Source organism: Vibrio sp. B1Z05, assembly GCF_052955985.1.
Genome location: NZ_CP130464.1, coordinates 840,629 through 862,483, shown reverse-complemented (window position 1 = coordinate 862,483; position 21,855 = coordinate 840,629). Strand labels below are relative to the sequence as shown.

Annotated in this window: 21 protein-coding genes; 16 read left to right on the top strand and 5 right to left on the bottom strand. The window is 42.2% G+C overall.

Translation table 11 applies throughout. The annotated features are described in order from the left end of the window. The first annotated feature begins 54 nt into the window (after nt 1–54). The 5 genes from QV280_RS16525 (at nt 55) to QV280_RS16505 (ending at nt 6,830) form a co-directional block, all read left to right on the top strand. Nucleotides 55–1,185: a DUF3179 domain-containing (seleno)protein gene (locus QV280_RS16525; RefSeq protein WP_172972796.1), complete on the top strand. Its 1,131-nt coding sequence runs from the start codon at nt 55–57 to the stop codon at nt 1,183–1,185. A 100-nt stretch (nt 1,186–1,285) separates the two neighbouring features. Next, the gene (locus QV280_RS16520; protein ID WP_172972810.1) at nt 1,286–3,322 is read left to right on the top strand and encodes a multiheme c-type cytochrome; all 2,037 of its coding nucleotides are present in this window, start codon (nt 1,286–1,288) and stop codon (nt 3,320–3,322) included. A gap of 15 nt (nt 3,323–3,337) precedes the next feature. Further along, nucleotides 3,338–4,096: a hypothetical protein gene (locus QV280_RS16515; protein WP_023404866.1), complete on the top strand. Its 759-nt coding sequence runs from the start codon at nt 3,338–3,340 to the stop codon at nt 4,094–4,096. A gap of 143 nt (nt 4,097–4,239) precedes the next feature. Beyond that, nucleotides 4,240–5,334 (top strand): hypothetical protein, encoded by a 1,095-nt coding sequence (locus QV280_RS16510; protein WP_152820093.1) that lies wholly within the window; start codon nt 4,240–4,242, stop codon nt 5,332–5,334. Continuing rightward, nucleotides 5,331–6,830, top strand: a complete 1,500-nt coding sequence (locus QV280_RS16505) for a YiiX/YebB-like N1pC/P60 family cysteine hydrolase (RefSeq protein WP_152820092.1) — start codon at nt 5,331–5,333, stop codon at nt 6,828–6,830. The genes QV280_RS16510 and QV280_RS16505 overlap by 4 nt, the downstream gene beginning before the upstream one ends. 266 nt (nt 6,831–7,096) lie before the next feature. On the opposite strand, the gene QV280_RS16500 is transcribed toward QV280_RS16505, so the two are convergent. After that, the gene (locus QV280_RS16500; RefSeq protein ID WP_152820091.1) at nt 7,097–7,804 is read right to left on the bottom strand and encodes an SGNH/GDSL hydrolase family protein; all 708 of its coding nucleotides are present in this window, start codon (nt 7,802–7,804) and stop codon (nt 7,097–7,099) included. Between the two features lie 373 nt (nt 7,805–8,177). Here QV280_RS16500 and yegS point away from each other — a divergent pair, with 373 nt between their 5' ends. Continuing rightward, nucleotides 8,178–9,080: a lipid kinase YegS gene (gene yegS / locus QV280_RS16495; protein ID WP_367869551.1), complete on the top strand. Its 903-nt coding sequence runs from the start codon at nt 8,178–8,180 to the stop codon at nt 9,078–9,080. Nucleotides 9,081–9,132: 52 nt separating this feature from the next. Here the strand turns inward: yegS and QV280_RS16490 are convergent, their stop codons facing one another. The 3 genes from QV280_RS16490 to QV280_RS16480 all read right to left on the bottom strand — a co-directional run bounded on the left by QV280_RS16490 (nt 9,133) and on the right by QV280_RS16480 (nt 12,015). Next, nucleotides 9,133–10,386: an MFS transporter gene (locus QV280_RS16490; RefSeq protein WP_152820090.1), complete on the bottom strand. Its 1,254-nt coding sequence runs from the start codon at nt 10,384–10,386 to the stop codon at nt 9,133–9,135. 385 nt (nt 10,387–10,771) lie between these two features. Next, the gene (locus QV280_RS16485) at nt 10,772–11,131 is read right to left on the bottom strand and encodes a glutaredoxin family protein (protein ID WP_023404872.1); all 360 of its coding nucleotides are present in this window, start codon (nt 11,129–11,131) and stop codon (nt 10,772–10,774) included. A 266-nt stretch (nt 11,132–11,397) separates the two neighbouring features. After that, a complete protein-coding gene (locus tag QV280_RS16480) occupies nt 11,398–12,015 on the bottom strand; it encodes a 3'-5' exonuclease (protein ID WP_023404873.1) in 618 nt (205 codons plus the stop codon). Between the two features lie 131 nt (nt 12,016–12,146). Between QV280_RS16480 and QV280_RS16475 the strand changes: the two genes are divergently transcribed. From QV280_RS16475 to QV280_RS16465, 3 genes are all read left to right on the top strand, one after another. Further along, nucleotides 12,147–13,442, top strand: a complete 1,296-nt coding sequence (locus tag QV280_RS16475) for an alpha/beta fold hydrolase (protein ID WP_152820843.1) — start codon at nt 12,147–12,149, stop codon at nt 13,440–13,442. 76 nt (nt 13,443–13,518) lie between these two features. Next, complete coding sequence (locus tag QV280_RS16470; RefSeq protein ID WP_152820089.1) at nt 13,519–14,109, top strand: histidine phosphatase family protein; 591 nt, start codon at nt 13,519–13,521, stop codon at nt 14,107–14,109. Between the two features lie 153 nt (nt 14,110–14,262). Further along, on the top strand, nt 14,263–14,760 hold the full coding sequence (locus tag QV280_RS16465) for a hypothetical protein (RefSeq protein WP_023404877.1): 498 nt from the start codon (nt 14,263–14,265) through the stop codon (nt 14,758–14,760). Nucleotides 14,761–14,899: 139 nt separating this feature from the next. Here QV280_RS16465 and QV280_RS16460 read toward each other — a convergent pair whose 3' ends face one another. Further along, on the bottom strand, nt 14,900–15,262 hold the full coding sequence (locus QV280_RS16460) for an HMA2 domain-containing protein (RefSeq protein ID WP_240432768.1): 363 nt from the start codon (nt 15,260–15,262) through the stop codon (nt 14,900–14,902). A gap of 185 nt (nt 15,263–15,447) precedes the next feature. On the opposite strand from QV280_RS16460, the gene QV280_RS16455 reads away from it, so the two are divergent. From QV280_RS16455 to QV280_RS16425, 7 genes are all read left to right on the top strand, one after another. After that, the gene (locus tag QV280_RS16455; protein WP_023404879.1) at nt 15,448–15,777 is read left to right on the top strand and encodes an HMA2 domain-containing protein; all 330 of its coding nucleotides are present in this window, start codon (nt 15,448–15,450) and stop codon (nt 15,775–15,777) included. Continuing rightward, nucleotides 15,777–16,496, top strand: coding sequence for a hypothetical protein (locus tag QV280_RS16450; RefSeq protein ID WP_023404880.1), 720 nt, complete (start codon nt 15,777–15,779; stop codon nt 16,494–16,496). The genes QV280_RS16455 and QV280_RS16450 overlap by 1 nt, the downstream gene beginning before the upstream one ends. A 4-nt stretch (nt 16,497–16,500) precedes the next feature. Next, entirely contained in the window at nt 16,501–16,806 is a 306-nt protein-coding gene (locus QV280_RS16445) for a magnetosome protein MamC (RefSeq protein WP_152820088.1), read from the top strand. Beyond that, entirely contained in the window at nt 16,796–17,098 is a 303-nt protein-coding gene (locus QV280_RS16440) for a YtxH domain-containing protein (protein WP_023404882.1), read from the top strand. Before QV280_RS16445 ends, QV280_RS16440 begins: the two co-directional genes overlap by 11 nt. After that, on the top strand, nt 17,095–19,155 hold the full coding sequence (locus tag QV280_RS16435) for a heavy metal translocating P-type ATPase (protein WP_152820087.1): 2,061 nt from the start codon (nt 17,095–17,097) through the stop codon (nt 19,153–19,155). The genes QV280_RS16440 and QV280_RS16435 overlap by 4 nt, the downstream gene beginning before the upstream one ends. Before the next feature lie 183 nt (nt 19,156–19,338). Next, nucleotides 19,339–19,911, top strand: a complete 573-nt coding sequence (locus QV280_RS16430; RefSeq protein WP_152820086.1) for a hypothetical protein — start codon at nt 19,339–19,341, stop codon at nt 19,909–19,911. A 146-nt stretch (nt 19,912–20,057) separates the two neighbouring features. After that, complete coding sequence (locus tag QV280_RS16425) at nt 20,058–21,809, top strand: formate--tetrahydrofolate ligase (RefSeq protein ID WP_152820085.1); 1,752 nt, start codon at nt 20,058–20,060, stop codon at nt 21,807–21,809. The last annotated feature ends 46 nt before the right edge of the window (nt 21,810–21,855 follow it).

Genomic DNA, 21,855 nt, shown 5'->3' with positions numbered 1-21,855 from the left:
TCACTCATGGCACTGAGAGCAATCTCAGTGCCAATCACTACCAAGGGAAGTGTAATGAAAAAGAGTGCTTTTATATTAGCGATTATCAGCTTGCTGGTGGGGGCGTTTGGTGCAATTGCCCTTACCGAAGCGGGGCAAATGATAAATATGCCAAGGGAATGGGTATTTAGCTATTTTGAATATCGTGTTGCGCTAAATGTCTTTATCGTGGCATTAGCAGTAGTAGCGATTTATTTACTCCTGAAAGGGTCATTGCTGGGTAAAAAATGGATTGGGTTATATGGTATAGCCATCGTTGCCTGTTTATTTTTTATCAATGTTTTTGCGCCCGAGTTTTGGCTAAGAGCTCAGCAATATGGCGCGGAATTTATGTCTGTTGAGCAGGCCAATCAGAAGCTCAGTGATGATAGCGATGTCTTTGTGCTAGAGATCAATGGCGATGCACGTGCCTACCCAAGAGATTGGATGCAATTGCCCCATATCGTGGGTGATAAAATAGGCGGCCAAGAAACCGTGATGACCTATTGTGCGTTAAGTAATTTGCCAGTGGCGTTTAACCCTAAAATGAACGGTCAAGAAACGGATTTTAGAGTTATCGCGCAGGTTCATAACAACCTTATTTTCACCGACCGAAACAGCGGCGAGCTTATTCAACAGGTGACGGGCACGGCAGAATATAGCCAAACTCAGTTGCAGCAATACCCAGTGCAACGAATGACGTGGCAAGCATTTAAATCCTTGTATCCAAAGGGACAAGTCTTTAATTACAAGCCAAATGCATTTGATCAGCTAACCCTCAAATTATTTGATACCGCATTGATCCCGCATTATGAAGGCGTAGCCATGTTTCCTACTCTGAATGAGCCAGATCCAAGGGTGGAATCAGGCGAGCAAATATGGGGCGTAACCATTGATGGTAAATCCATTGCGGTGACTCAAAGTCATTTTGATAAGCAGCAACAGTTTGTGGCTCATTTACCTGCGCAAGATGTGTTATTTGTGCAATACCCTGAATTTGACACCGTAGCGGCTTATCTAGTCGATAACAGTCGAAATTGGCAACAGGTGAATGTCGATCCATACGGGAAATATGATGGCGGGCAGTTATCTCGCGCCAACTTATATTCTGGTATGCCATGGATGATTTGGAGCCACTGGTTCCCTGAATCTGAAATTTATCAATAGCAAATATAGGTGGGGCAACCCACCTTACTTAACGGTTGAACTCCCAATGCTAACCGCTATTTTTCGTGTTTTTTTACTTCTATTCTTCTGCTATTCATCGATGTTATTTGCATCGGAATATGTTGGAAGTGATGTTTGCCAATCTTGCCATGAACAAGAGCATGAGCAATGGCAAACATCACAACATTTTGATGCTATGGCAGAGGCAAATAGCCAAACAGTAAAAGGCAACTTTGATAATCAGACCGTATTATTCAAAGGCGAGAAATATCATTTTAGTATTGAAGATGGTCAATATTGGGTGACATTAAAAGATCAACAAGGGCAATTTAATAAATATAAAGTGAGCTATACCTTTGCTATTTACCCCTTACAACAATATATGGTGGAATTTGCCGATGGTCGCGTGCAATTAATTCCCTTTGCATGGGATACCCGCGATAAAAGTGACGGTGGACAGCGTTGGTTTCATTTATATCCTGAGTTTGATAAGCCCAGCGATGACTTTTTTTGGTTAAACCATGGGCAAAATTGGAATTATATGTGTGCTGACTGCCATTCAACCAATTTGCAAAAAGGGTATGACTCAAAACTCAATCGTTACAATACCACTTGGTCAGAAATTAATGTTGGCTGTGAGGCGTGCCACGGGCCTTCTGCGCAGCATATCAAAGACAACAAAGTCGCCACGCCCTATGACGTAACCGGTCGAGACATTAACAGCGACCCTGTTTGCGCGCAGTGCCATAGTCGTCGTATTCAACTTAATGAAGACGGTCTTCATCCGCAATTTTCACAGCGACACAAACTTAATTTAATCAGCTCAGACTTGTATTATCCCGACGGGCAAATTTTTGATGAAGACTATGTTTACGGCTCTTTTCTACAATCAAAAATGCATAAAGCAGGAGTAACCTGCAGTGATTGCCATAATCCGCACACCGCCAAGATAAAACTGCCTGAGCCTCAGCTTTGTCAACAATGCCATAGCGCAGAGCAATACAACGCGGAAAAACATGCACATCACCCAATAGGTCTAGAAACCGATAAATGCTCCAGTTGTCATATGGTTGAGCAAAATTACATGCAAGTGGATTGGCGAAAAGATCATAGCTTTCAAATCCCTAGACCCGAATTGTCGGATAAAACCGGCGCGCCGAATGCCTGTACTAACTGCCATCAAGATCAGAGTAATCAATGGGCAAGTGAACATCTTAACCAGTGGTTTGAGCGCGATGAAAAGTTAACGAATAGTCATTTTTCGTTAGCTTTTTCTGAAGCCGAAAGTGGCAATAACAGCACCAACCAAGCATTAGCCGATATTGCGCTAGATGAAGATCAAGCGTTCATCATTCGAGCGTCAGCGCTGTCTAGAATGCAGTATTTTGCCGACTCTTATAGTCTCAATGCCATTAACAAATTGTTCAATCACCCAAATCAATACATACGCCAAGGCGTGTTGGATGCGCTGATCCCTCAGCCTATTGCGCAACAAAAGTTGGTTTTAAAGCAGCTACTAAATGATCCTGTGTTACTGATTCGCAGTGAGGCCGCTGCGTCACTTATCTATCTTGATAGTAGCGAGCTCTCTAAAAATCCATTGCTCAATCAGGTGTTATCTGAATACCTCGAAATACAAGAATACCTCAGTGATCGCGGAGCAAATCGCAGCAATATAGGTGATGTGGCGTGGTTAAAAGGAAACTTAAAAGACGCTGAGCAACATTATTTGCAAGCGATAATTGTCGAGCCAAATTTTGTTGCCCCGTATTTAAAGCTCAATAATGTGTATCGCACGCAAAATAAACAGCAGCAAGCAACGTCCATATTAGCTCAAGGGTTAAAGCGTCAACCCAACAATGAACAATTATTATATCAATATGGGCTGGCGAATATTCGGCTACAAAAGCTAGATGCGGCAATTGCCTCATTTGAACAGTTATTAACGGTTGTACCGAATAATGCTCAATATCAGTTTGTGACTGGTCTTGCTTATGAAAGCGTCAATCTAGAAAAAGCGATCCAACATATTGGCAATGCCTACCAAATTAGCCGAGACGTTAAATATATCGAAGCTTATTGCGCCGTTTTACAAAGAAATAACCAAGCGCTACCCAATCAGTGTTTTTTACAATAATGAAAGGAGTTAACCATGAACAAGTATGTTCGTATTGTTAGTTTTGCGGTATGCAGTGTGGTCAGTACCAGCAGTATTGCCAACGAAAGTGATGATTGGCAATTCTCGCTGGCCCCCTTATTTGTTTGGGGATCAAACTTAAACGGTAATGCCGAAGCGGGATCTGGTTCATTACCTCTTGATCTTGATTTTAAAAACGATTTGCTAAGTAATTTAGATGCGGTGTTTACTTTCCATTTTGAAGCACAAAAGAAGGATCTGATACTGTTTGCTGAGTATCAAAATATGACCCTAACACCATCCTCTACGACTCCATTTGGCGGTACGGTTGATGTCACCTTTAAGAATCAAATGGGTGAACTTGGTGTCGGCTACGTTGTAGGAAAAATGGACAACACAAACTTTGAAGTATTGGCCGGCGTCAGGCGTTTAGAACAAGATATTTCAATGAACATTACCGGTGCGCCATTACCTTTCCCTACCAGTCTTAGCACAGGTGATACTTGGTACGATGGTTTTGTTGGCGGCCGCGTGAAAACCCAATTTGCGGATAAATGGCAGTTTGTGTTTAGAGGAGATGTGGGCGGCGGTGGCTCTGATTTTATTTGGAATACATCAGCAATCGTTGATTACCGCTTCATGGATTGGGGCTCTGCATTTTTTGGCTATCGCGCGATGGGCTATGATTTTGATAATGGTAAGGATGATTCCAATAAATATGCCATTGATGTGGTGATGCAAGGCCCATTAGCGGGCCTAAACATCCACTGGTAATCGTCGCTTATTGCACCATTATCGATGATTTTAGTTATGACATGCCGTCATTAATAGCGAATAGGGCATGTCATAACGGCATAAATTTATTGGAAACGAGATTTATTTAAAGCAGGGATGAAATATTTTAAATGGATTTATCAATGTATAAAACTATGAGCGTAATGTTACTTTTTCCTACCAGCATCATGGCAGGCGAAGTCGACAACTATTACGCGTGGGGGAAAACAATAAAAAACAGTGAGGCAGTGTTTAATCACTACCTTAATCAACATATTGAAAGTAGCTTGCAACAACTGAGCAATAAACAGCAATCACTCACTTGTGAGCAGGTTGCTTTAGTAGTCATGAAAGACCTTGGCGCAACACGTTATCCCTTAAAGCACCGAGGAGCGCTCAATACCGATATGGAGCTATGGGCGCAGCAAAGTGAATTAGTTGACCGCCAACCCGACGATAATACATCGTTAGACGAATATGCACAGCACAGTATCTATTCACCAGTAATGCGCACCGCTGGCGTTAAAACAGATTTAGATCATGTGGTGAATGTGGCAGGTGTTTATTTTGGCACGGATAAAATCAGTCATTTTTTAGGCTCTGGATATGAATATTATGCGCGTTATTTAAAGGCCATACAGAAAGATAGCCAAGAGTTTTCGCAAGCCAAATCGATTATTTGGGCAACCAAAATGGAAGGAGGCTTGCTGGGTATTAAAGTGGTCGGTGTGTACTCTTACGCGGATTTAGAAGCCAACTATCAGGGCTTTGAAATGGCACGTGATTTGTGTCGGCTGCAACATATTGAGAATGCTGATGGCTGGTCTCTTAGTCAGCCTGTTGATATGCGAAAGTATGTAAACCCCAATTGGGATGAATCATTTTATTTATCTACATACAGTGACAGCCGCGCTAAAAAAGTAAAACAGAACATGCAGTTACACGAAGGTGTGTGTGCTAATCGCCAACAACTGTGGGTAAAACAGCAGCGCCAATTTTATTTGCAATGGGAAAGCAACTATCCACCCTTTGATCAAGAAACCCTCAATAGCAGTTTCTCAACCTATTTGCTGACTTTAGCCCAACATTACGCCCATCAAGAACCCTATGAAAATGACTCAAGTTTAAAAGCGCACCTTAAAACACTCTCTCTGACTATGGAGGAGTTTAATTACTTTATTCGCGAGGCCAAGGTGCCGCAACAGCAAGGTTATAGCCTGCAGGAGTTGTGCTCATGAGTCGTCAATTAATGGTGTTTGTTATATCCCTGTTTGTTCTGATGGGATGTTCCTCTTCTCGCTACGATTTAAAAGCGGGAGTAGCTGAAGATAGAGCTCTTTGCGTCACACGATTAACGCAGTGGCAAGATGAGCCAACTTTATATTATGACTCGCAATCTTGGCTAAAAAACGACTTACTCAAGTATAAAGGCGTAAACGAACAACTACTGACTGAAAGGCAATCACTGTTAGCGAGTATTAATGCGTATTATGAAAGTGGTGACGAGAAGCCGATTCCATCAAAACTGACTAATCAAATTAATGACATTATTGCCAAAGAAAGCCAACAGTCTGAAGTGTTGGAATCACTGGTCGCCGCGAATGAATGTTGGTATCAAGTCACTTTTAAGGAAAATAACCAGTTCACTTTTACCGCTTTTAGTCTGGAATTAGCCTCTATTTTAGCTTTATACGATGCCTACTTTAGCGCCGCCAATATTACTAACAATGATGTAGAAATTCGCCGTGCATTTAACCGAGAAGACAAAGGTTACGGCAAACAAGAAAACGCACTTGAAGCCTATGCGGCCTACGCCTTAGATCTATCCAATATTCAACGTATTCGCGAGCAAATTAACTATTTTAACCTCAATATTGAAGCTTACCGCCCGCAGATAATGAACAAAGATATTGAGTATTTATACCTTTCAATAGTGCAGAGCCCATCCTTTAAGGCATTGCCACGCTACACACCCGAAGAGCTCATAAGCCAACGCTCTCAACAGCGCCGCAATAGCATTCGTGATGGCGTAAACTCCACAAACAGTGCTGCGGTGAACGGATTAAGCCAATTCTTCGGCAATGTGACCGGATTATTTGAATCTAGAAAAGGTTATCTATACCAAAATGAACCAGTGGAACAATCCATTAAAAGCCAACTCAAAGCCGGCGACATTCTGCTAGAGAAAACCCCTTTTCGCTTAACTGATAAAATGATCCCAGGCTATTGGGGACATGCCGCCATTTGGATTGGTACTGAACAAGATATCAAAGACTTAGGCATCTGGGATCACCCTGTTGTGAGTCAATATCACCAAGAAATCAAACAAGGAAAGTTGGTCGCCGAAGCCCTGCGCTCAGGAGTCGCACTCAACTCCCTACAACACTTCATGAACATTGATGATCTATTGGTGATCACTCCTACACACCGAAGTGATGAACTGCGCAGAACAACCATCATCACCACCTTGCGCCAAATTGGCAAGGAGTATGACTTTAACTACGACATAGAAACAACCGATAAAATAGTGTGCTCGCAACTGGTTTATATTGCCTACGACGATATAAATTGGCCACACGAAAAGGTCATAGGGCGCTACACCATAAGCCCAGATAATATTGTAACAGAGGCACTGCAAAACGAAGATTTAGAGCCGTCAATATTGTATTTGAATGGCAAAGAAGAAGGTGTTGAGGTTGAGAAAATTCGCCAGTTAAGCCGCGAACAAGCATGAGCTATATAACGTAAAGTGCGTCTCATCGGCTTATATAAACCGATGAGACCACAAGGTTGTTCAGTGTTCGAATTCTTGTACTTCTTACAAACTTAATAAATCAAATCAGCCAGATCCACGGTTGTTGAGTAACCATAATGAGCAAATGGCTGTTGTGGCACATAGTGTGCTTTTGTATTGCATAGCGTGCTGAGTGTTTCAAAGCACAGGCTCAGTCTATATTGGTTAGCTAATAAAGCGATTACGGCCTTTAAACCATGGTTCTGTTATGCACAGATAACAGGCCCTTTGGTGTTATTTGTGTATTGTTCAAATATTGCGTGGGCAATTTTTTTAGCGCCGTATTTTGATGGTTCAATCGGCGAAATTGGTGCGTAGTCATCGATATGATCACAAATCACTCTTAGATCCAACACTTGTAATTGGTGTTCGGCCGCTTCTCTTAAAATCACTTCATTAAATATTGCTAATGCCATTTTCTCAGCGATTGATAAGGTTGGAATATTATCGTAGATGGTACAAACAGTAAGCTCTGGGAATGTTTTCAGGGTGACACTGAGCATGTGCTTATATTGCTTACGAAAGTGCTCTCGCACGTCGTGTAAGGAAGAGAGCGCCTCCCCAATATTGTTAGAGGCAATACTCAGCAAACCGGATGCTTTGTAACCCAGTAAATCATTGCCACCACAGGAGAGAAACGCATACTCCTTGTTAACAGGGAATTTGGATTGTGCTCGTGCTATTTGGCCATCTACGCTAGACATTACATGTCCATCAACTGCCAGTAGGCTCACTTTTGTTTTGTTTGCATCATTACGTTGATGAGTCTCTTTGGATGCAATTATTGCCTCTAATTGCTCTGTAACAGATTCACCATGTTCAACATAAGGCGAATTATCAAAGATAGAATCACCGAGCAAAACTATGCGGTTAGGGAAATATTGTGCGTTGGTTTCATTAATTGCGTTATTCATAGATAGTCACCTGCTTTCGTATTGTGGGGTCACTTTACTTGGCAAACTATCAATGCGGAAGTGTCATAAAATGATACATGTACGGTTAATAAGCAGGGGGATTATATTTGGTCATCTTGACTTACCTATAATTCAGTATCCGAACTATGTCGGTGATAATTAAACCTAAATTATCGATAAGATAGTGCGTCTGTTTTAAAAGTGCTTTTGAAGACGCTAACTAGGCAAAGTGAAATATAGCGCTAAAATCACTCCAATACTCACGCACTTTCTTTCGTACATATTGCTATAAACGCCATACAAAACAAAACTTTGTACTATATTCAATGAACAAATTGTGTATTGCAGTTTTATCAAAGGGCGAGGTTGTATAGTGAACATAAGGTTACTGCTCAATGGCAAAAAAGCGTCTTTAGTGTCAGTACGAGAGGCCGTTTTCGCCATTAGAGACGAAGGTACAGATTTGGAAGTTCGTCCTACTTGGGAAGGGGGAGATATAGAACGTTTGGTTGCAGAAGCAGTAGAGCAGCAATGCGACCGTGTAATTGCAGGGGGTGGAGACGGAACCATTAATGAAGTAGTCAATGCGTTAATGAAAATACCGTACCCATTGCGTCCTGCACTTTCTGTGCTGCCATTAGGTACAGCCAATGATTTCGCGACGTCTTGTTTAATTCCCACTCAATCTGAATATGATGCACTTAAGCTGGCAATATTAGGTAAAAGCTATGCGGTAGATGTCATTAGGGCGGGTACTCAGTATTTTATTAATATGGCGACGGGCGGATTTGGCGCTCAAGTGACAGCGACAACTCCTGTTGCTCTTAAAAACTTTCTAGGTGGAGGAGCTTATACGCTAACCGGTTTAGTGCAAGCTCTTAATTTTCAGCCTTTTGCAGGTCATGCCATTTTTGAAAATAAAAGTTTTGATAGCAATGTGATTGTGGGTGCGGTGTGTAACGGCAGACAAGCAGGGGGCGGGCAAGTGCTGTCTGCAGATTCGTTTATCAATGATGGCAAAATGGAAGTGATATCATTGAGTGAGTTTGCACCTAGCGATCTTTCTATCGTTTTACAAGAACTGGGTAACCCAAAGCCTGATGGTAAATATGTCCAAAAACATCAAGTGCAAAAGGTAACCTGGCATGCTGATGCCTTGATGCCGATTAACCTAGATGGCGAACCCATTAGCAGCAACAATATTGAGTTTGAGGTTTGCGCTTCACAGATCCAGATGGTGTTGCCAGAATCATGCCCGTTATTAAAAACGGAGTGAGCGTATCGGTAACGGATAATTCGTTAACTTAAGCCTGAAATTTGCTTTTGATTTAGCTGGTCACTAAGTTTCTTTTCGCACTGCGCTCAGCCAACAAAAAGAAGAACAGCGCAAACAGAATAAAGGTCGAAATAGTGTAGTAGTAAGCGTTATTACCAGCGCCCGATAAGCTAGCGGCAACGGTTGCTCCGGTAATTGAGCCTATGATGCCGATAAATGACATAAAAGAAGAGGCCGAGCCTTTATTTGTGTTTTGTTTGTTTAAAATAAATTGCGTTAAAGGCGGGTTGAGTATTCCACGGAAAAAACTAAATAACGCCATTGGCACAATAAATAATATTGGCGCACTTAAATGGGTAAATATAGTGACTTCGGAGGAAAGCTGACTATGAACTTGTATATATCCTAAGAAAACAAACAGTGGGATCAGCGAAGATGAACAAAACATCATGCGATACACGGTTTTAGTGATGTCCTTCGTGATATAAGCAGAGAGGAAGTTGCCTAGCATTAGGCTCAACATGACAGGTACGTTGTACAGTACAAATTCTGCTTCAGACAACCCAAGGTTTGAGCATAGCATGGATACCCCTGCTGTAATCCACACCAAAAAAGCCGCGCCACTAAAAGCTGAACTGATAGAGATCAGTAAAAAGTCGCGTTCACGGCTCATTTTAAAAATTGCCCAGATATTTTGACGTAAAGAGGGGGTACTGCCGTTTTCTGCAAGTTTACGTGTTTCCGGCATATACCTGTGCAATAGAGCAAAAATAAACACCATAAACAAAGAGTTCGCCCAAAAAGTAAATTTCCATCCACCGATTTTCATTAATGCTAGGCCGATAACAGGGCCTACCATAGGTGCAAATATCACAATAGTGGCAGACAGTCCGAGCGCCTTAATGGCATCAACATTGGTATAGTATTCATTGATGGCAGCAAAGCCTGCCGCAAAAATCGCACAGATCGAAAGTCCCGTCACTGCGCGCCAGAACAAAAACCACCCCACACTCGGGACAAAGGTGACCATAGAGTTGGCAACAATAAACAGTAGTGCACCGAGCAGTAAAGTGGGTCGGCGACCAAACCTATCTGAGAGGGGGCCAGCGATAAGCTGAAAGGCCATAGTCAGCCACAAAAAGGCGGAGACACCTAATTGGACTGTGCCATAGTCACCATCAGCAAAGCCAAAATAATGAGCAATATCAGGGATTGCAGGTAAAAAAGAGTCGTTACTCACAAATACTGTAAAAGTATAAAGTGAGGTGAGAACATAAAACTTACGCTGAAAAAAGCTTCGTATCATAAGGCATGGTGTCTATAAATGGTTGAGTCAGACGAGATATGACGCTTTAATTTAAAAAGAGTGCTTCTTTTTACTCAAAGTGGTTAATCCGTGATGAAAATCACAATCGGTGATTTTGTGCGCCATATTAGCAATCCAATCCTCAAACACAAGGAAAGGCTATGTTGCATTTTTGTGAGGTGGTTTGATTTGCTCAAAAGTCGGCACAGTTTAGGCATTTTTTGGGGGATATTTATGGACAATAAAACGAACAGCATACGCCCGGTATGGGCGTATGGTTTATCTCCGTTATCGCAAGTAAGTATTTACTTACTTGGGTCTAGTGCTGTAGTAGCAGATTAACGAAGATTTAAATCATTCATCGATAATGAAAAACGCTTGAAATTTAAGCAAATTCTTTTTGTAGATAAGCGATGATATCTGAAGACTCATACATCCATACTTCCTTACCTTGTGATGTAATTTTTAAGCAAGGCACTTTGATGTTGCCACCGCCGTTTTGTAACTCTTCACGTGCTTGAGGGTTATTTTTGGCATCTTTTAGCTCGATAGCGATTGATTGGCGTTTCATTTCACGCCGCACTTTGACACAAAAAGGGCAGGCTTCAAATTGATATAAGGTCAGATCTTTGGCTTTAGTATCAGCGTGTTGCTGTGCTTCGCTTGTGCGTTTGATTCCTTTTGGCGGGAAAAGGAAGTTAAGCAGTAAGATGATCTTACCTAAGAGAATACGGATGACTTTCATGATTAGACTCAGTCTTTAAAATAGTGAACATCATGCTGAATCATAAATTGATCATAGTCAATTTATCTCATAGGGTTTTGGCTCACATTTCAATTATTTATATAGGTTCTTTGAATGATAACTATTGAAGTCTATAAAAAATTTACAGTGTAAAGAGGCATTTGTTATGACTCTTCACACCTAAACCTATAGAGAGGCTGCTTTGTGGGTTATAAAGTTAGTCAGGCGAGTAGCGTAGTAAGGCGACAAGGCTACAAAGCTAAAAGCTACTTTACGTGCTGACTGATGAATGAGCGCAAGGCACTTTTACTGGTTTTTGATAGCTTTTGCATAAATGCGAACTCAGGGTTGGCAATGCCTTTACTGCGCAATTCTTCTAACATCACCATCCATAGTCGTGCCGTCATTTCCGAATCCGCTAATGCACGGTGAAACACGCCATCATGTTCAATATTCTTATAACGAATCAAATCGCCGAGCTTATGCGTGGGGGCATTTTGATACAGGCGTCGCGCAATGAGCATCGAACAGGCAAATTGTCCAGAATACTGAATATCTAGCAGTTCAAGCTCAGCATCTAAAAAGCGTTTATCAAAAGAAGCGTTGTGCGCCACCATATTGCTGTCGCCGACAAATGTGGCAAATTCAGTCATAACCTCGGCGCAACTTGGCGCGTTGCGCAACATGTTATTGGTGATGCCAGTATAGCTTTCGATAAATGAACTGACGCGAAAGCCTGGATTCATCAACTGCTGAAAAGTGTCGACTACTTTGCCGTCCATCAATTTAACTGCACCAATCTCAATGGCTCTATCGCCCATATTCGGTGAGAGACCTGTGGTTTCAAAATCGAGAACAATAACGGAATTGGCAGAAGAAGACATAAACACTCTGAGAAATAGAATAAAAACGACGGCATTCTAACATGATAGTCAGTGAGTTTCTTGTCGCTATTACTTGGAAATTGACGCAACAATCAGTAGGGTATGAGCGTCTACTTATCCAAGGAAATCTCATGCACGGAAATACTTTTATCAATGATGGTTGTTGCTATCAAAATCATACTTTTGAAGTGCCACTTAGCTATAGCGATGCCAACTCTCAAACATTGTCACTTTTTGCCAGAGAAGTCCGTTTAAATGGTGACGAAAATAGCGCTAAACCTTGGCTGTTATTCTTTCAAGGTGGCCCCGGTTTTCCATCTCCTAGACCCAATGGGCATTCGGGCTGGCTAAAAGTTGCATTACAGCGATATCGCGTATTGCTGCTAGATCAGCGCGGTACAGGCCACAGTAGCGTGATCACTCATCAAACTTTAGCTCATCTCAATAGCGAGCAACAGGCTGAGTATCTAGCGCATTTTCGTGCTGATAACATAGTTCGTGACGCTGAAACCATTCGTGAGAAGCTAGGCATCGACAAGTGGGCGACATTAGGGCAAAGCTTTGGTGGTTTTTGCACATTAACTTACCTTTCCCTGTTTCCAGACAGCTTGTTGCAATGTTATGTCACCGGCGGTATTCCCTCTATAGACAGAACAATTGATGATGTTTATGAAGCAACCTTCAAGCGCACAGCGCAAAAAAATAAAGCCTTCTTCAGACAGTTCCCACAAGCACAACCACTGTGCCAAAAGATTGCCGATCATCTGATTACGCATGAAGAATTCCTGCCAAATGGACAAAGATTTACCGCTGAACAATTCCAACAGATTGGCATTAACTTTGGCATGAGCGATACCTTTTTACCAACTTACTATCTGCTAGAAAGCGCCTTTGTAGAGGTAAATGGTACGCAGGTTCTGAGCTATGAGTTTTTAAACGCCATGCTCTCAGAGCAAGCATTTCAAACCAACCCTATCTATGCCATCTTGCACGAATCTATCTATTGCCAAGGTTTCGCTTCGCAGTGGAGTGCGCACCGAGTTAGACAAAATCACCCGCAATTTAATTACCAAGCAGGCCAAGCGTTTTATTTCACCGGCGAAATGACATTTCCGTGGATGTTTGAGCAATACAAAAACCTCAAGCCACTGCAAACAGCTGCAACTCTGTTAGCAGACAAAACAGATTGGCAACCACTATACGACGCCGAAGTCTTAACCAACAACAAAGTGCCATTAAGCTGCGCTGTGTATGCTGATGATATGTTTGTAGAAATGGCATTCAGCTGCGAAACATTAAATAGGATCCCTAACTCACAAGCATGGATCACCAACGAATACGAGCACAACGGCCTACGCCTAGACGGTGAACGAGTGCTAAGTAAGCTGTTTGCTATTGGAGATCAGACGTTGGCAACGTTGGTGTAATCAACACATTCTAGACAAATCCACAGAGTGATATATTGGTCACTCTGTAGACTTATTACATCGTAGAGACAGTACATTGAACAAAACAAAGATTTTTCTGCTTAGGCATGGTCAAACACAATGGAATGTTGAGGGGCGACTTCAAGGACAGAAAAATTCGCCATTGACTGAAATGGGTGTCAATCAATCTGTTGAGGCGAGTAAGTTATTAAATCAATATGAGATAGATAAAGCCTATATCAGTCCATTACAACGAGCCATTGATACTAGTGAAATACTATTAAAAGGGCGCGATGTTGAGGTCATTACAAGTGATCCTCTTAAGGAAATATATTTAGGTGAATGGGAAGGAAAACTAAGAGCGGAAGTGGAGTGTTCGGCTCCTGAACAATATCAATTGTTTTTAAACAGCTCTGAGCATTTTGAACTGCAAGGTGCTGAAACTTTTCAACAGCTTCAGACTAGGCTGGTGGCAGAGCTGGAAGCTATTTTTGCCAAAGAGAAGCATAAAAATATTATGGTGGTATCACACTGGATTGCCATAAAAACCATACTTGCTCACTATTCAGACATTCCATTAAGTCGTTTAAGTGAGATCTCTGACCCTGAAAATGCCACATTAATTCAATTAGAAAAAGACGATAGTGGCGTAACTGTTGTGAAGTAATGTATTAATTAAAGACACATGATAGCAGGATCTTTTTTGATCTTGCTATATGCCAATAATTCAAATTAAAAACTTCGTAATTAAGACAAAATATTGCAAATGCTATTGGTAATCGTTATCATTAATAAGTTATCGAAAGCAAAGGTGCTGAATATGAACGCGAAGAAAGCACTAAAAAAGCTGAAAAAAAAGTCACAGAAGAAAATCAAGAAGCAAGGGATAGAGCAACTTAAAAAACTCAAACTGGATGCGAGTAAAGTTAAGGCCAGTAATGAGGGACAGCTCTATTTCAGTGATGCTTTAAAACAGGATATTAACCAAGGGGTCAATCAAGTCATTGCTGATGTGGCTTATGAATTGGCAACACCTTTATTGCCGGTGTTATCTTGGTTTAATGACCATCAACACAATATTGATATTGTGGAAGCGCCTTTGCGAGAACAGCTTAAAAAGCCATCATCACTTAAAGATGCCACATCTTCTGCAAAACCAATCTCAGTAGAAAGCCCGCGCTCATCTTCAAAGCTACAATCACGCCCAGCAAAATCTATTTTGCATGTCGCGCTTAAATCACCACCGTGTAAACGATGTCCTGCTTTGCAAAACGGAATATGTAAGTGTGCGGCGAAGCGTTATAAGCTTTCGGCATAGAGTTGAACTTACAGGGTAGACTTTAAACTTGTAGGCTAGGTTTTTAACTTACAGAATAGATTTTTAACTTGCAGAGTGAGCGTCAAACTAGCGATGCAGTTTGGTAGGATGATTATTAGTGGGTTAGGGCGTGCGCTATTTAAGCAAAGTTTAATATTGCTCTGCTAATAGACGGTCCAACTAAGCGACTTAATGCGATGCCTGCAATACTCTTAGCCAATGTTTTAGTACCTGATATCGCTGCATTTTCAATAAACGAAGGTTTATGCGTACTTTGCATCCAGTTATGACTTTCTAGAATTTCAATCAAGCTCTCACAATCAAGCTCTTTGTCATCAAAATGGATGGCTACTGACCCCGCATGTTTGCGATAGGTTATTTTATTAATTGCATCAATTTCTTCTAGTTGCTCTAAAAGGTTCATCACTGTTTTTGGATGATTTCTAATATAGTCAGATCTTACTCTAACTCTTTGATTTGTTTTGTGAATATAAGTATTCATAGTAATCGCACACCAAATGATAATCATTTACATTAGCGATACTACCACTCCCCATTAAGTAGTGCAAAAAAACCGATTCAACTTGTAATTGAGAGCACAATTAGGGACACTAAATTCAAACAGATATTGTATGACTTTTGATGTAACAATATGTGTCATTTGTTTGAAATCATGGGTTAATGGTTATGAATCAATATGTTTCAAGAGTATTGAAATTAAGAAAATGGGTTAAAATTAGCCACCATATACCTGGTCGGGTACGACTTAAATATAAGCTTGGTATTATTGCGCAACTTAGCGCTTTTAAAAGCCAAGACATTGAACAATCACTTCAGTCAGTACCTGCATTTAAGAATTATCAGCTCAACCCTAAAACAGGAAGTATTCTCATTGAGTATGATCCAATCGCGATTGAGCCTAATTGGATAGAATCATTATTTTCCGATAACGAATCCGATGTAGAAGCAGCCTGTCACAAAATTGCTGAGCGCGTAAATAACAGCGGAGATTGTTAATGGAAGATAAACAGCCCCCTTCTGATCCGTATGAAGCGTATTTTCATGCGATGTTAGAAATGCAAAAAGAAATGGCAAAGTCTTATGTTGCTATGCAGCAACAATTGGGCGGAAATATGCCACCAATGATGCCACCAATGATGCCACCAATGATGTCACCTTATATGGCTTCACAATATCCACCCAATATGATGCCACATCAATATTATGGCCATCCGCAGATGCCAGTACAGCCGCACCAACAACAGCCGTATCAGCATCAGCAACCTCAGGCACAACAACAGCCGCAACAAGCTCCAGAATCCTCAGACAACCATGACGCTCTTTTTGCGCAAGCACAGGTCATGTTGGATGATGCTTTAGGTGAAGATGCGGGTACGTTTAAAGAAATATTAGGAACTTTTGGTATGAGTGATAAAGAATTTTGGAAAGGCGCAATGATTGGCGCAGCAGCCGCTATGTTACTTGGCAATGAAAACGTTCGAGGCAAACTAATGGGTCTCGTTTCTGGTGCTGGTGGCATGCTTAAAACTGGCACAGAAGGCGTAAAAGATACTGCGGTAAATACAGCATCATCAGTAAAAGAAAACATCAGTACTGGCAGTGAAATCTTTAGAGATACAGTGAGTGCCGGTAAACAAGGTTTCCAACAGTCTGTAGAGAAGCATAAAGCTGAAACAGAAGTAAAAGAAGAACCAGCAGAAACTAAAGAGCAATAAGCCTATGAGTAACTCAACAAATCGATTGAGTTCGACGAATAGAGCTATGTTGGTCGGTGCTATCGCAGGTGGTGGTGGCACCATTGTTCATCAGTGGAACCAATATAAAGACGGTACTCTCTCAACCAATGAATTGGTAGGGAACGCAGCCAAAACCGCTCTTAAAACCGGGATTGCTTCTGGCGCTACAACCTATGTCGCAGAAAAAATGGCAGGACGTCCTGCACTTTCTATGTTGACTATCTTGAGCGTTGGAGCTGCGGGTTTGTATTTATTAGATCAATCATCAGGATCAAAAGATGGCAATTAATCCATTTGCAAGTAGTGCTCCAACAGATAATGCGCAGCAACCACAAACTGCACAAAACGAGACTACTCAATATCAGAATCAAAACACCAAAACACATTTTGCTATGGGTCTAGCCGCAGGTGCTGCGGTTGCTTATTTACTGACAAATAAGAAATTCAAGCAAGGCGTTGTGACTACAGGTGAGAAAGCTTGGTCAAGCGTGCGTGGCGAAGTAGAAGAGTTAAAAGAGCGTTTGGAAGATACCCAAGCTGAACTTGAGTACTACCGTAACCTGCATAAGGGTGAAGAATGAACCCCATTAAATTAAAGCATCACGTCCCCGGACGAATTCGCTTTAGGGTTCCTAAACTAAGACACTATTCTGATATAGGTTCTTGGATTAAAACCAGTTTAATGGCTATTCAAGGAATCTCACTGGTTCGTGTTAATGAGGTTGCCTGCTCTATTGTCATCGAGTATGAAACAGATATTCTCGATTACAGTATCGTTGAGCAGCGTTTATCTCAGCTAGATTTTTCGCAAGCAACAACTGAAGAAAGCGAGCATGAGTTCACCCGTGGTGATATAGCAATGAATGTCATTGGTACTATATCTGCCGCACTATTACCTCAAAAATGGGGCGCAGTGACAACTGCAACTTTGATTGCACCGACTTTGCTAGAAGGTGTGAAAGAGTTAAAAGACAAGAAAGTATCGGTTGAAGTTTTAGATGCTATCGCTGTTGGGCTTTCGGCTTGGCGTGGTGACTACAAAACGGCAATGATGACCCAAAGCTTAATCAGCCTTGGTGAATATATGGAGCAGAAAACCAGTCGTAATAGCGATGAGCTATTGGCTGATTTAATGCGCCCTAAAGATACTATTGTTTGGCTCGTGAAAGACGGAGTTAGGACGCAAGTTAACTCAAATACGTTGCAAGAAGGCGATGTAATTGAACTAGCGCCTGGCGTGCTCATTCCTATTGACGGTACGGTAGTTAAAGGCGCAGCCTTAATTAACCAGTCTTCGTTGACCGGTGAAAACGTGCCAGTACGTCGAGAAGAAGATGCGAAAGTTTACTCCGGCACTTTAGTTACTGAAGGCACCATTCTTGTTCGTGTCGATAAAGTGGGCAGTGAAGCGACTACCGCGCAAATTGCGAAACTTATTTATGACTCTTTGAGCGAGAAAAGTGAAATTCAGCGTGTGACGCAAGATATGGCGGATCGCCGCGTTAAAATTACCTTAGGTATTGGTGCAGCAGTGTTTGCCCTTACTCAAGATATTAACCGCGTGGCCTCGGTATTCTTGGTGGATTACTCATGCGCCTTGAAACTCAGTACGCCAGTGACCTTTAAATCAATAATGTATCGTGCGGCTCAGCAAGGTATTTTATTTAAAGGCGGTAGCGCTATTGAGAAGTTGATTGGCATAGATACGTGTGTCTTCGACAAAACAGGTACTTTAACGCATGGCGATATGGAAGTGACTGATGTCATTCCTTTATGTTGCCAAAAAAATGCGCGTGATTTACTGGCAATAGCAGCTTCGGTTGAGGAGCACAGCAATCATCCATTGTCACAAGCTGTGGTTAATGCGGCCAAACACAATGAACTGCCGCACATTGAGCATGGTGAAGTTGAATACGTTATTGCACATGGTTTAAAAACCACGTTGAATGACAATCAACTGGTAATGGGAAGCCGTCACTTCCTCGAATCGCATGAAAATGTTGATTTTAGTCGCGCTGAAGACGTTATTCAGCAATATGAAGCGGAAGGTCGCCACCTAATTTACATCTCTAATGAGGGTAGATTAATCGGCATGATCGGGCTTCGTGATCATTTACGTGAAGATGCGCTACAGACACTGACTGATTTGCGTAAACTTGGCATCAATGAGCTAATAATGATCACCGGTGACAGTGCTTACAAAGCACAGATTTTAGCCGATGAATTGCAGCTAGATCGAATGTACGCACAAACCGTGCCTTCAAAAAAATCTTCGATCATTGAATCGTTGCAACAAGAAGGTAAAAAGGTCATGTTTATTGGTGATGGTGTGAACGATGCACCCGCCTTAACCGCGGCTGATGTGGGTGTGGCCATGTGCCGAGGCACTGAGCTGGCAAGGCAAGTGGCTGATGTGGTGTTGCTGAAAGACGGATTATATGGCGTGGTCGAAGCGAGAGAGTTAGCTAATATCGCCATGCGAGTCATTCATTCCAACATTAAGCTGGCGGAGTACATTAACAGCGGCATCATGCTTGCAGCTGCGTTGGGCTACTTAAACCCGACAATGAGTGCGTTACTACACAATGGTACAACACTCTCTATTTTAGGGCGCTCTGCCGCATTACGTCGTTACTAAAGCGATAGTGTAATAAAGGTAAAAGTTGGACGAGCTTTTGCCTTTATTTTGTTTCTTCACAGCAATTCTTTTCTGCTGTTCAATTTTTGCTTATCAATTCCAGTTAGAAAATAGTATTTCGTTCTATTAGGCGTAGTGAAAAAGATAAGGTATGGTTAGGTTTTTTAGCCATATTAATCCTTTATGCCCTCTGAACATTCTTTATTTAATACTTTGCAATCAATAGGTTTTTCCCTTCCTGAAGGGCAGGGCGGTATTGCGGCTCAGCAAACGCAAATACAAGCACAACTCAATCAATTGAGTGAAGCACTCTCACCTTTATTTGAGCGCGCTAAGGCAAAATACCCTGAGCATACCGATCAGCAATTGTTGCTCGGTTTATTTACTCTGCACCATGAAAAACAACTGCAGCAATTGCGCACGCAACAGCCAAGTTTACTAGCAATGCAAAAAGTCATTGATGATTCTCTTGATAAACAACACGCACAGGCCTTTAAGTCTCCGTTAATCGCTGAAATTTGGCTCGTTATGCATTTGTGGCTGTTTGTACAAGGGCAATCAAACATCGACTATTCGTTAGCGTACGATTATGCCAATGAAACCGCCGAACTGCTGAACCCATTTTCATCCTCATCATCCAGTGAATTACGCAGTGAATGGCTCAAATCGTTTTATGCGGGTAAAGAAACAGTCAACCAACAAAACAGCGGGATATGTTATTGGATTAAGCGTCTATTAAGAAAAAGTAATCAGTGATGATGAACTCTGTTAGCTAATGGTTTTCAGTAAATGAAAACTGGTGTTTTTTCAGGTCACGCAAACGTTTGCTCTTTACTTATCATAAAATTTCTTTAAGATTTCCGCCCATATCAGATTGTCTTTTTATCCCTCCAGAGGACCATATGCTGTCGGACATTGAAATCTCACGATCTACCCCTTTACGCCCCATTTCAGATGTCGCAACCGCAATAGGGTTGCACAGCGACGAGATTCAAACTCACGGTCAACATAAAGCAAAAATTAGTCTCAAAGCTTTAAAACGTCTTGAAAACAAAAAGACGGGTAAATTGATCGTTGTGACTGCCATTACCCCAACGCCATTGGGCGAGGGTAAAACGGTGACTGCCATTGGACTTGCGCAAGGTTTATTCAAAGTCGGCCAGTCAGTAATGACCTGTATTCGTCAACCTTCTATGGGGCCGGTATTTGGCGTCAAAGGTGGTGCAGCAGGTGGCGGTTATTCTCAAGTCGCGCCTATGGAAGAGCTAAACTTGCATCTGACTGGCGATATTCACGCTGTTACGGTTGCGCATAACCTAGCGTCTGCGGCTATTGATGCCCGTATTTATCATGAGCAGCGCAAAGGCTATGACGATTTTGAAGCTCGCACCGGGCTTAGCGCACTGCGCATTGATGCGGAATCTATCGTTTGGAAACGCGTCATTGACCACAACGACCGCGCACTGCGTAAAGTGACGGTAGGTATCAATGACGAAGGCAAAACCATTAACGGCTATGAGCGTGAAGATGGTTTTGATATTTCAGCTGCTTCAGAGCTAATGGCAGTGCTGGCACTGGCTAGCGATCTTAAAGATCTGCGTCAGCGCATTGGCAAGATTGTGATCGGTTACAACCTTGAAGGTAAAGCGGTGACAACTGAAGACCTTGGTGTTGCCGGAGCAATGACAGTGAGTATGCGTGAGGCAATTGAGCCAACGATGATGCAGACTCTAGAAGGTATTCCAACCCTGATTCACGCTGGACCATTTGCCAATATTGCGCACGGTAACTCTTCAATCATTGCGGATAATATTGCCACCAAACTGGCTGACTTTACCGTTACTGAAGGCGGTTTTGGTTCGGACATGGGCTTTGAAAAAGCCTGTAATATCAAAGCGCAAGCCTCTGATAAAGCGCCTGATTGTGCGGTGATTGTCGCCACTTTGCGCGGATTAAAAGCAAACTCTGGATTATACAGCTTAAAACCGGGTCAACCGATCCCTGATAGCATGTATGAAAAAGACAGTGCTGCATTAGAAGCCGGTTTTGCTAACTTAAAATGGCATATTGAAAACGTGACTAAGTATGGCGTTCCTGCCGTAGTTGCGATTAACCGTTTTCCGCAAGATACCGATGAAGAGTTGCTACAGCTGAAGAGCATGGTTGAAGCACTGCCGTACTCGGTGGAAGTGGCCGTCTGTGAAGCCTTTGCAAAAGGTGGCGCTGGCGCAGTTGAGCTTGCCAATAAAGTGGTTGAGCAGTGCCATAACACTCCGGCGCAATTTACTCCTTTGTATCGCATGAATCAGCCTCTTGAAGAGAAAATCATGGCGGTGAGTGAAATTGGCTACGGAGCGGCGTCTGTTACCTTGAGTGACAAAGCGCAATCGCAACTGGCTCAATATAAAGCCTTAGGCTTTGATAACTTAGCTATCTGCATGGCAAAAACGCCTATGTCCATTTCAACCGATGGTTCAGTGAAAGGCGCACCGTCACAGTTTGACGTGCCGATTCGTGAGCTGCGACTTTGCGCCGGTGCAGGCTTTATTTACGCACTGTGCGGCAACGTAATGACCATGCCGGGGCTTCCTGATAAGCCAGCCTTTATGAATCTTGATATTGATGAAGACGGCAATATTACAGGTCTAAGCTAACTTTTCAGCGTTGACTTAGAGCAAACATTAAAAAGGCATACTCTAT

Coding starts and splice junctions, on each gene's coding strand:
- QV280_RS16525 (WP_172972796.1), top strand. CDS start 55: ATGAAAAAGAGTGCTTTTATATTAGCGATTATCAGCTTGCTGGTGGGG.
- QV280_RS16520 (WP_172972810.1), top strand. CDS start 1,286: ATGTTATTTGCATCGGAATATGTTGGAAGTGATGTTTGCCAATCTTGC.
- QV280_RS16515 (WP_023404866.1), top strand. CDS start 3,338: ATGAACAAGTATGTTCGTATTGTTAGTTTTGCGGTATGCAGTGTGGTC.
- QV280_RS16510 (WP_152820093.1), top strand. CDS start 4,240: ATGTATAAAACTATGAGCGTAATGTTACTTTTTCCTACCAGCATCATG.
- QV280_RS16505 (WP_152820092.1), top strand. CDS start 5,331: ATGAGTCGTCAATTAATGGTGTTTGTTATATCCCTGTTTGTTCTGATG.
- QV280_RS16500 (WP_152820091.1), bottom strand. CDS start 7,804: ATGAATAACGCAATTAATGAAACCAACGCACAATATTTCCCTAACCGC.
- QV280_RS16490 (WP_152820090.1), bottom strand. CDS start 10,386: ATGATACGAAGCTTTTTTCAGCGTAAGTTTTATGTTCTCACCTCACTT.
- QV280_RS16485 (WP_023404872.1), bottom strand. CDS start 11,131: ATGAAAGTCATCCGTATTCTCTTAGGTAAGATCATCTTACTGCTTAAC.
- QV280_RS16480 (WP_023404873.1), bottom strand. CDS start 12,015: ATGTCTTCTTCTGCCAATTCCGTTATTGTTCTCGATTTTGAAACCACA.
- QV280_RS16475 (WP_152820843.1), top strand. CDS start 12,147: ATGCACGGAAATACTTTTATCAATGATGGTTGTTGCTATCAAAATCAT.
- QV280_RS16465 (WP_023404877.1), top strand. CDS start 14,263: ATGAACGCGAAGAAAGCACTAAAAAAGCTGAAAAAAAAGTCACAGAAG.
- QV280_RS16460 (WP_240432768.1), bottom strand. CDS start 15,262: ATGAATACTTATATTCACAAAACAAATCAAAGAGTTAGAGTAAGATCT.
- QV280_RS16455 (WP_023404879.1), top strand. CDS start 15,448: ATGAATCAATATGTTTCAAGAGTATTGAAATTAAGAAAATGGGTTAAA.
- QV280_RS16450 (WP_023404880.1), top strand. CDS start 15,777: ATGGAAGATAAACAGCCCCCTTCTGATCCGTATGAAGCGTATTTTCAT.
- QV280_RS16445 (WP_152820088.1), top strand. CDS start 16,501: ATGAGTAACTCAACAAATCGATTGAGTTCGACGAATAGAGCTATGTTG.
- QV280_RS16440 (WP_023404882.1), top strand. CDS start 16,796: ATGGCAATTAATCCATTTGCAAGTAGTGCTCCAACAGATAATGCGCAG.
- QV280_RS16435 (WP_152820087.1), top strand. CDS start 17,095: ATGAACCCCATTAAATTAAAGCATCACGTCCCCGGACGAATTCGCTTT.
- QV280_RS16430 (WP_152820086.1), top strand. CDS start 19,339: ATGCCCTCTGAACATTCTTTATTTAATACTTTGCAATCAATAGGTTTT.
- QV280_RS16425 (WP_152820085.1), top strand. CDS start 20,058: ATGCTGTCGGACATTGAAATCTCACGATCTACCCCTTTACGCCCCATT.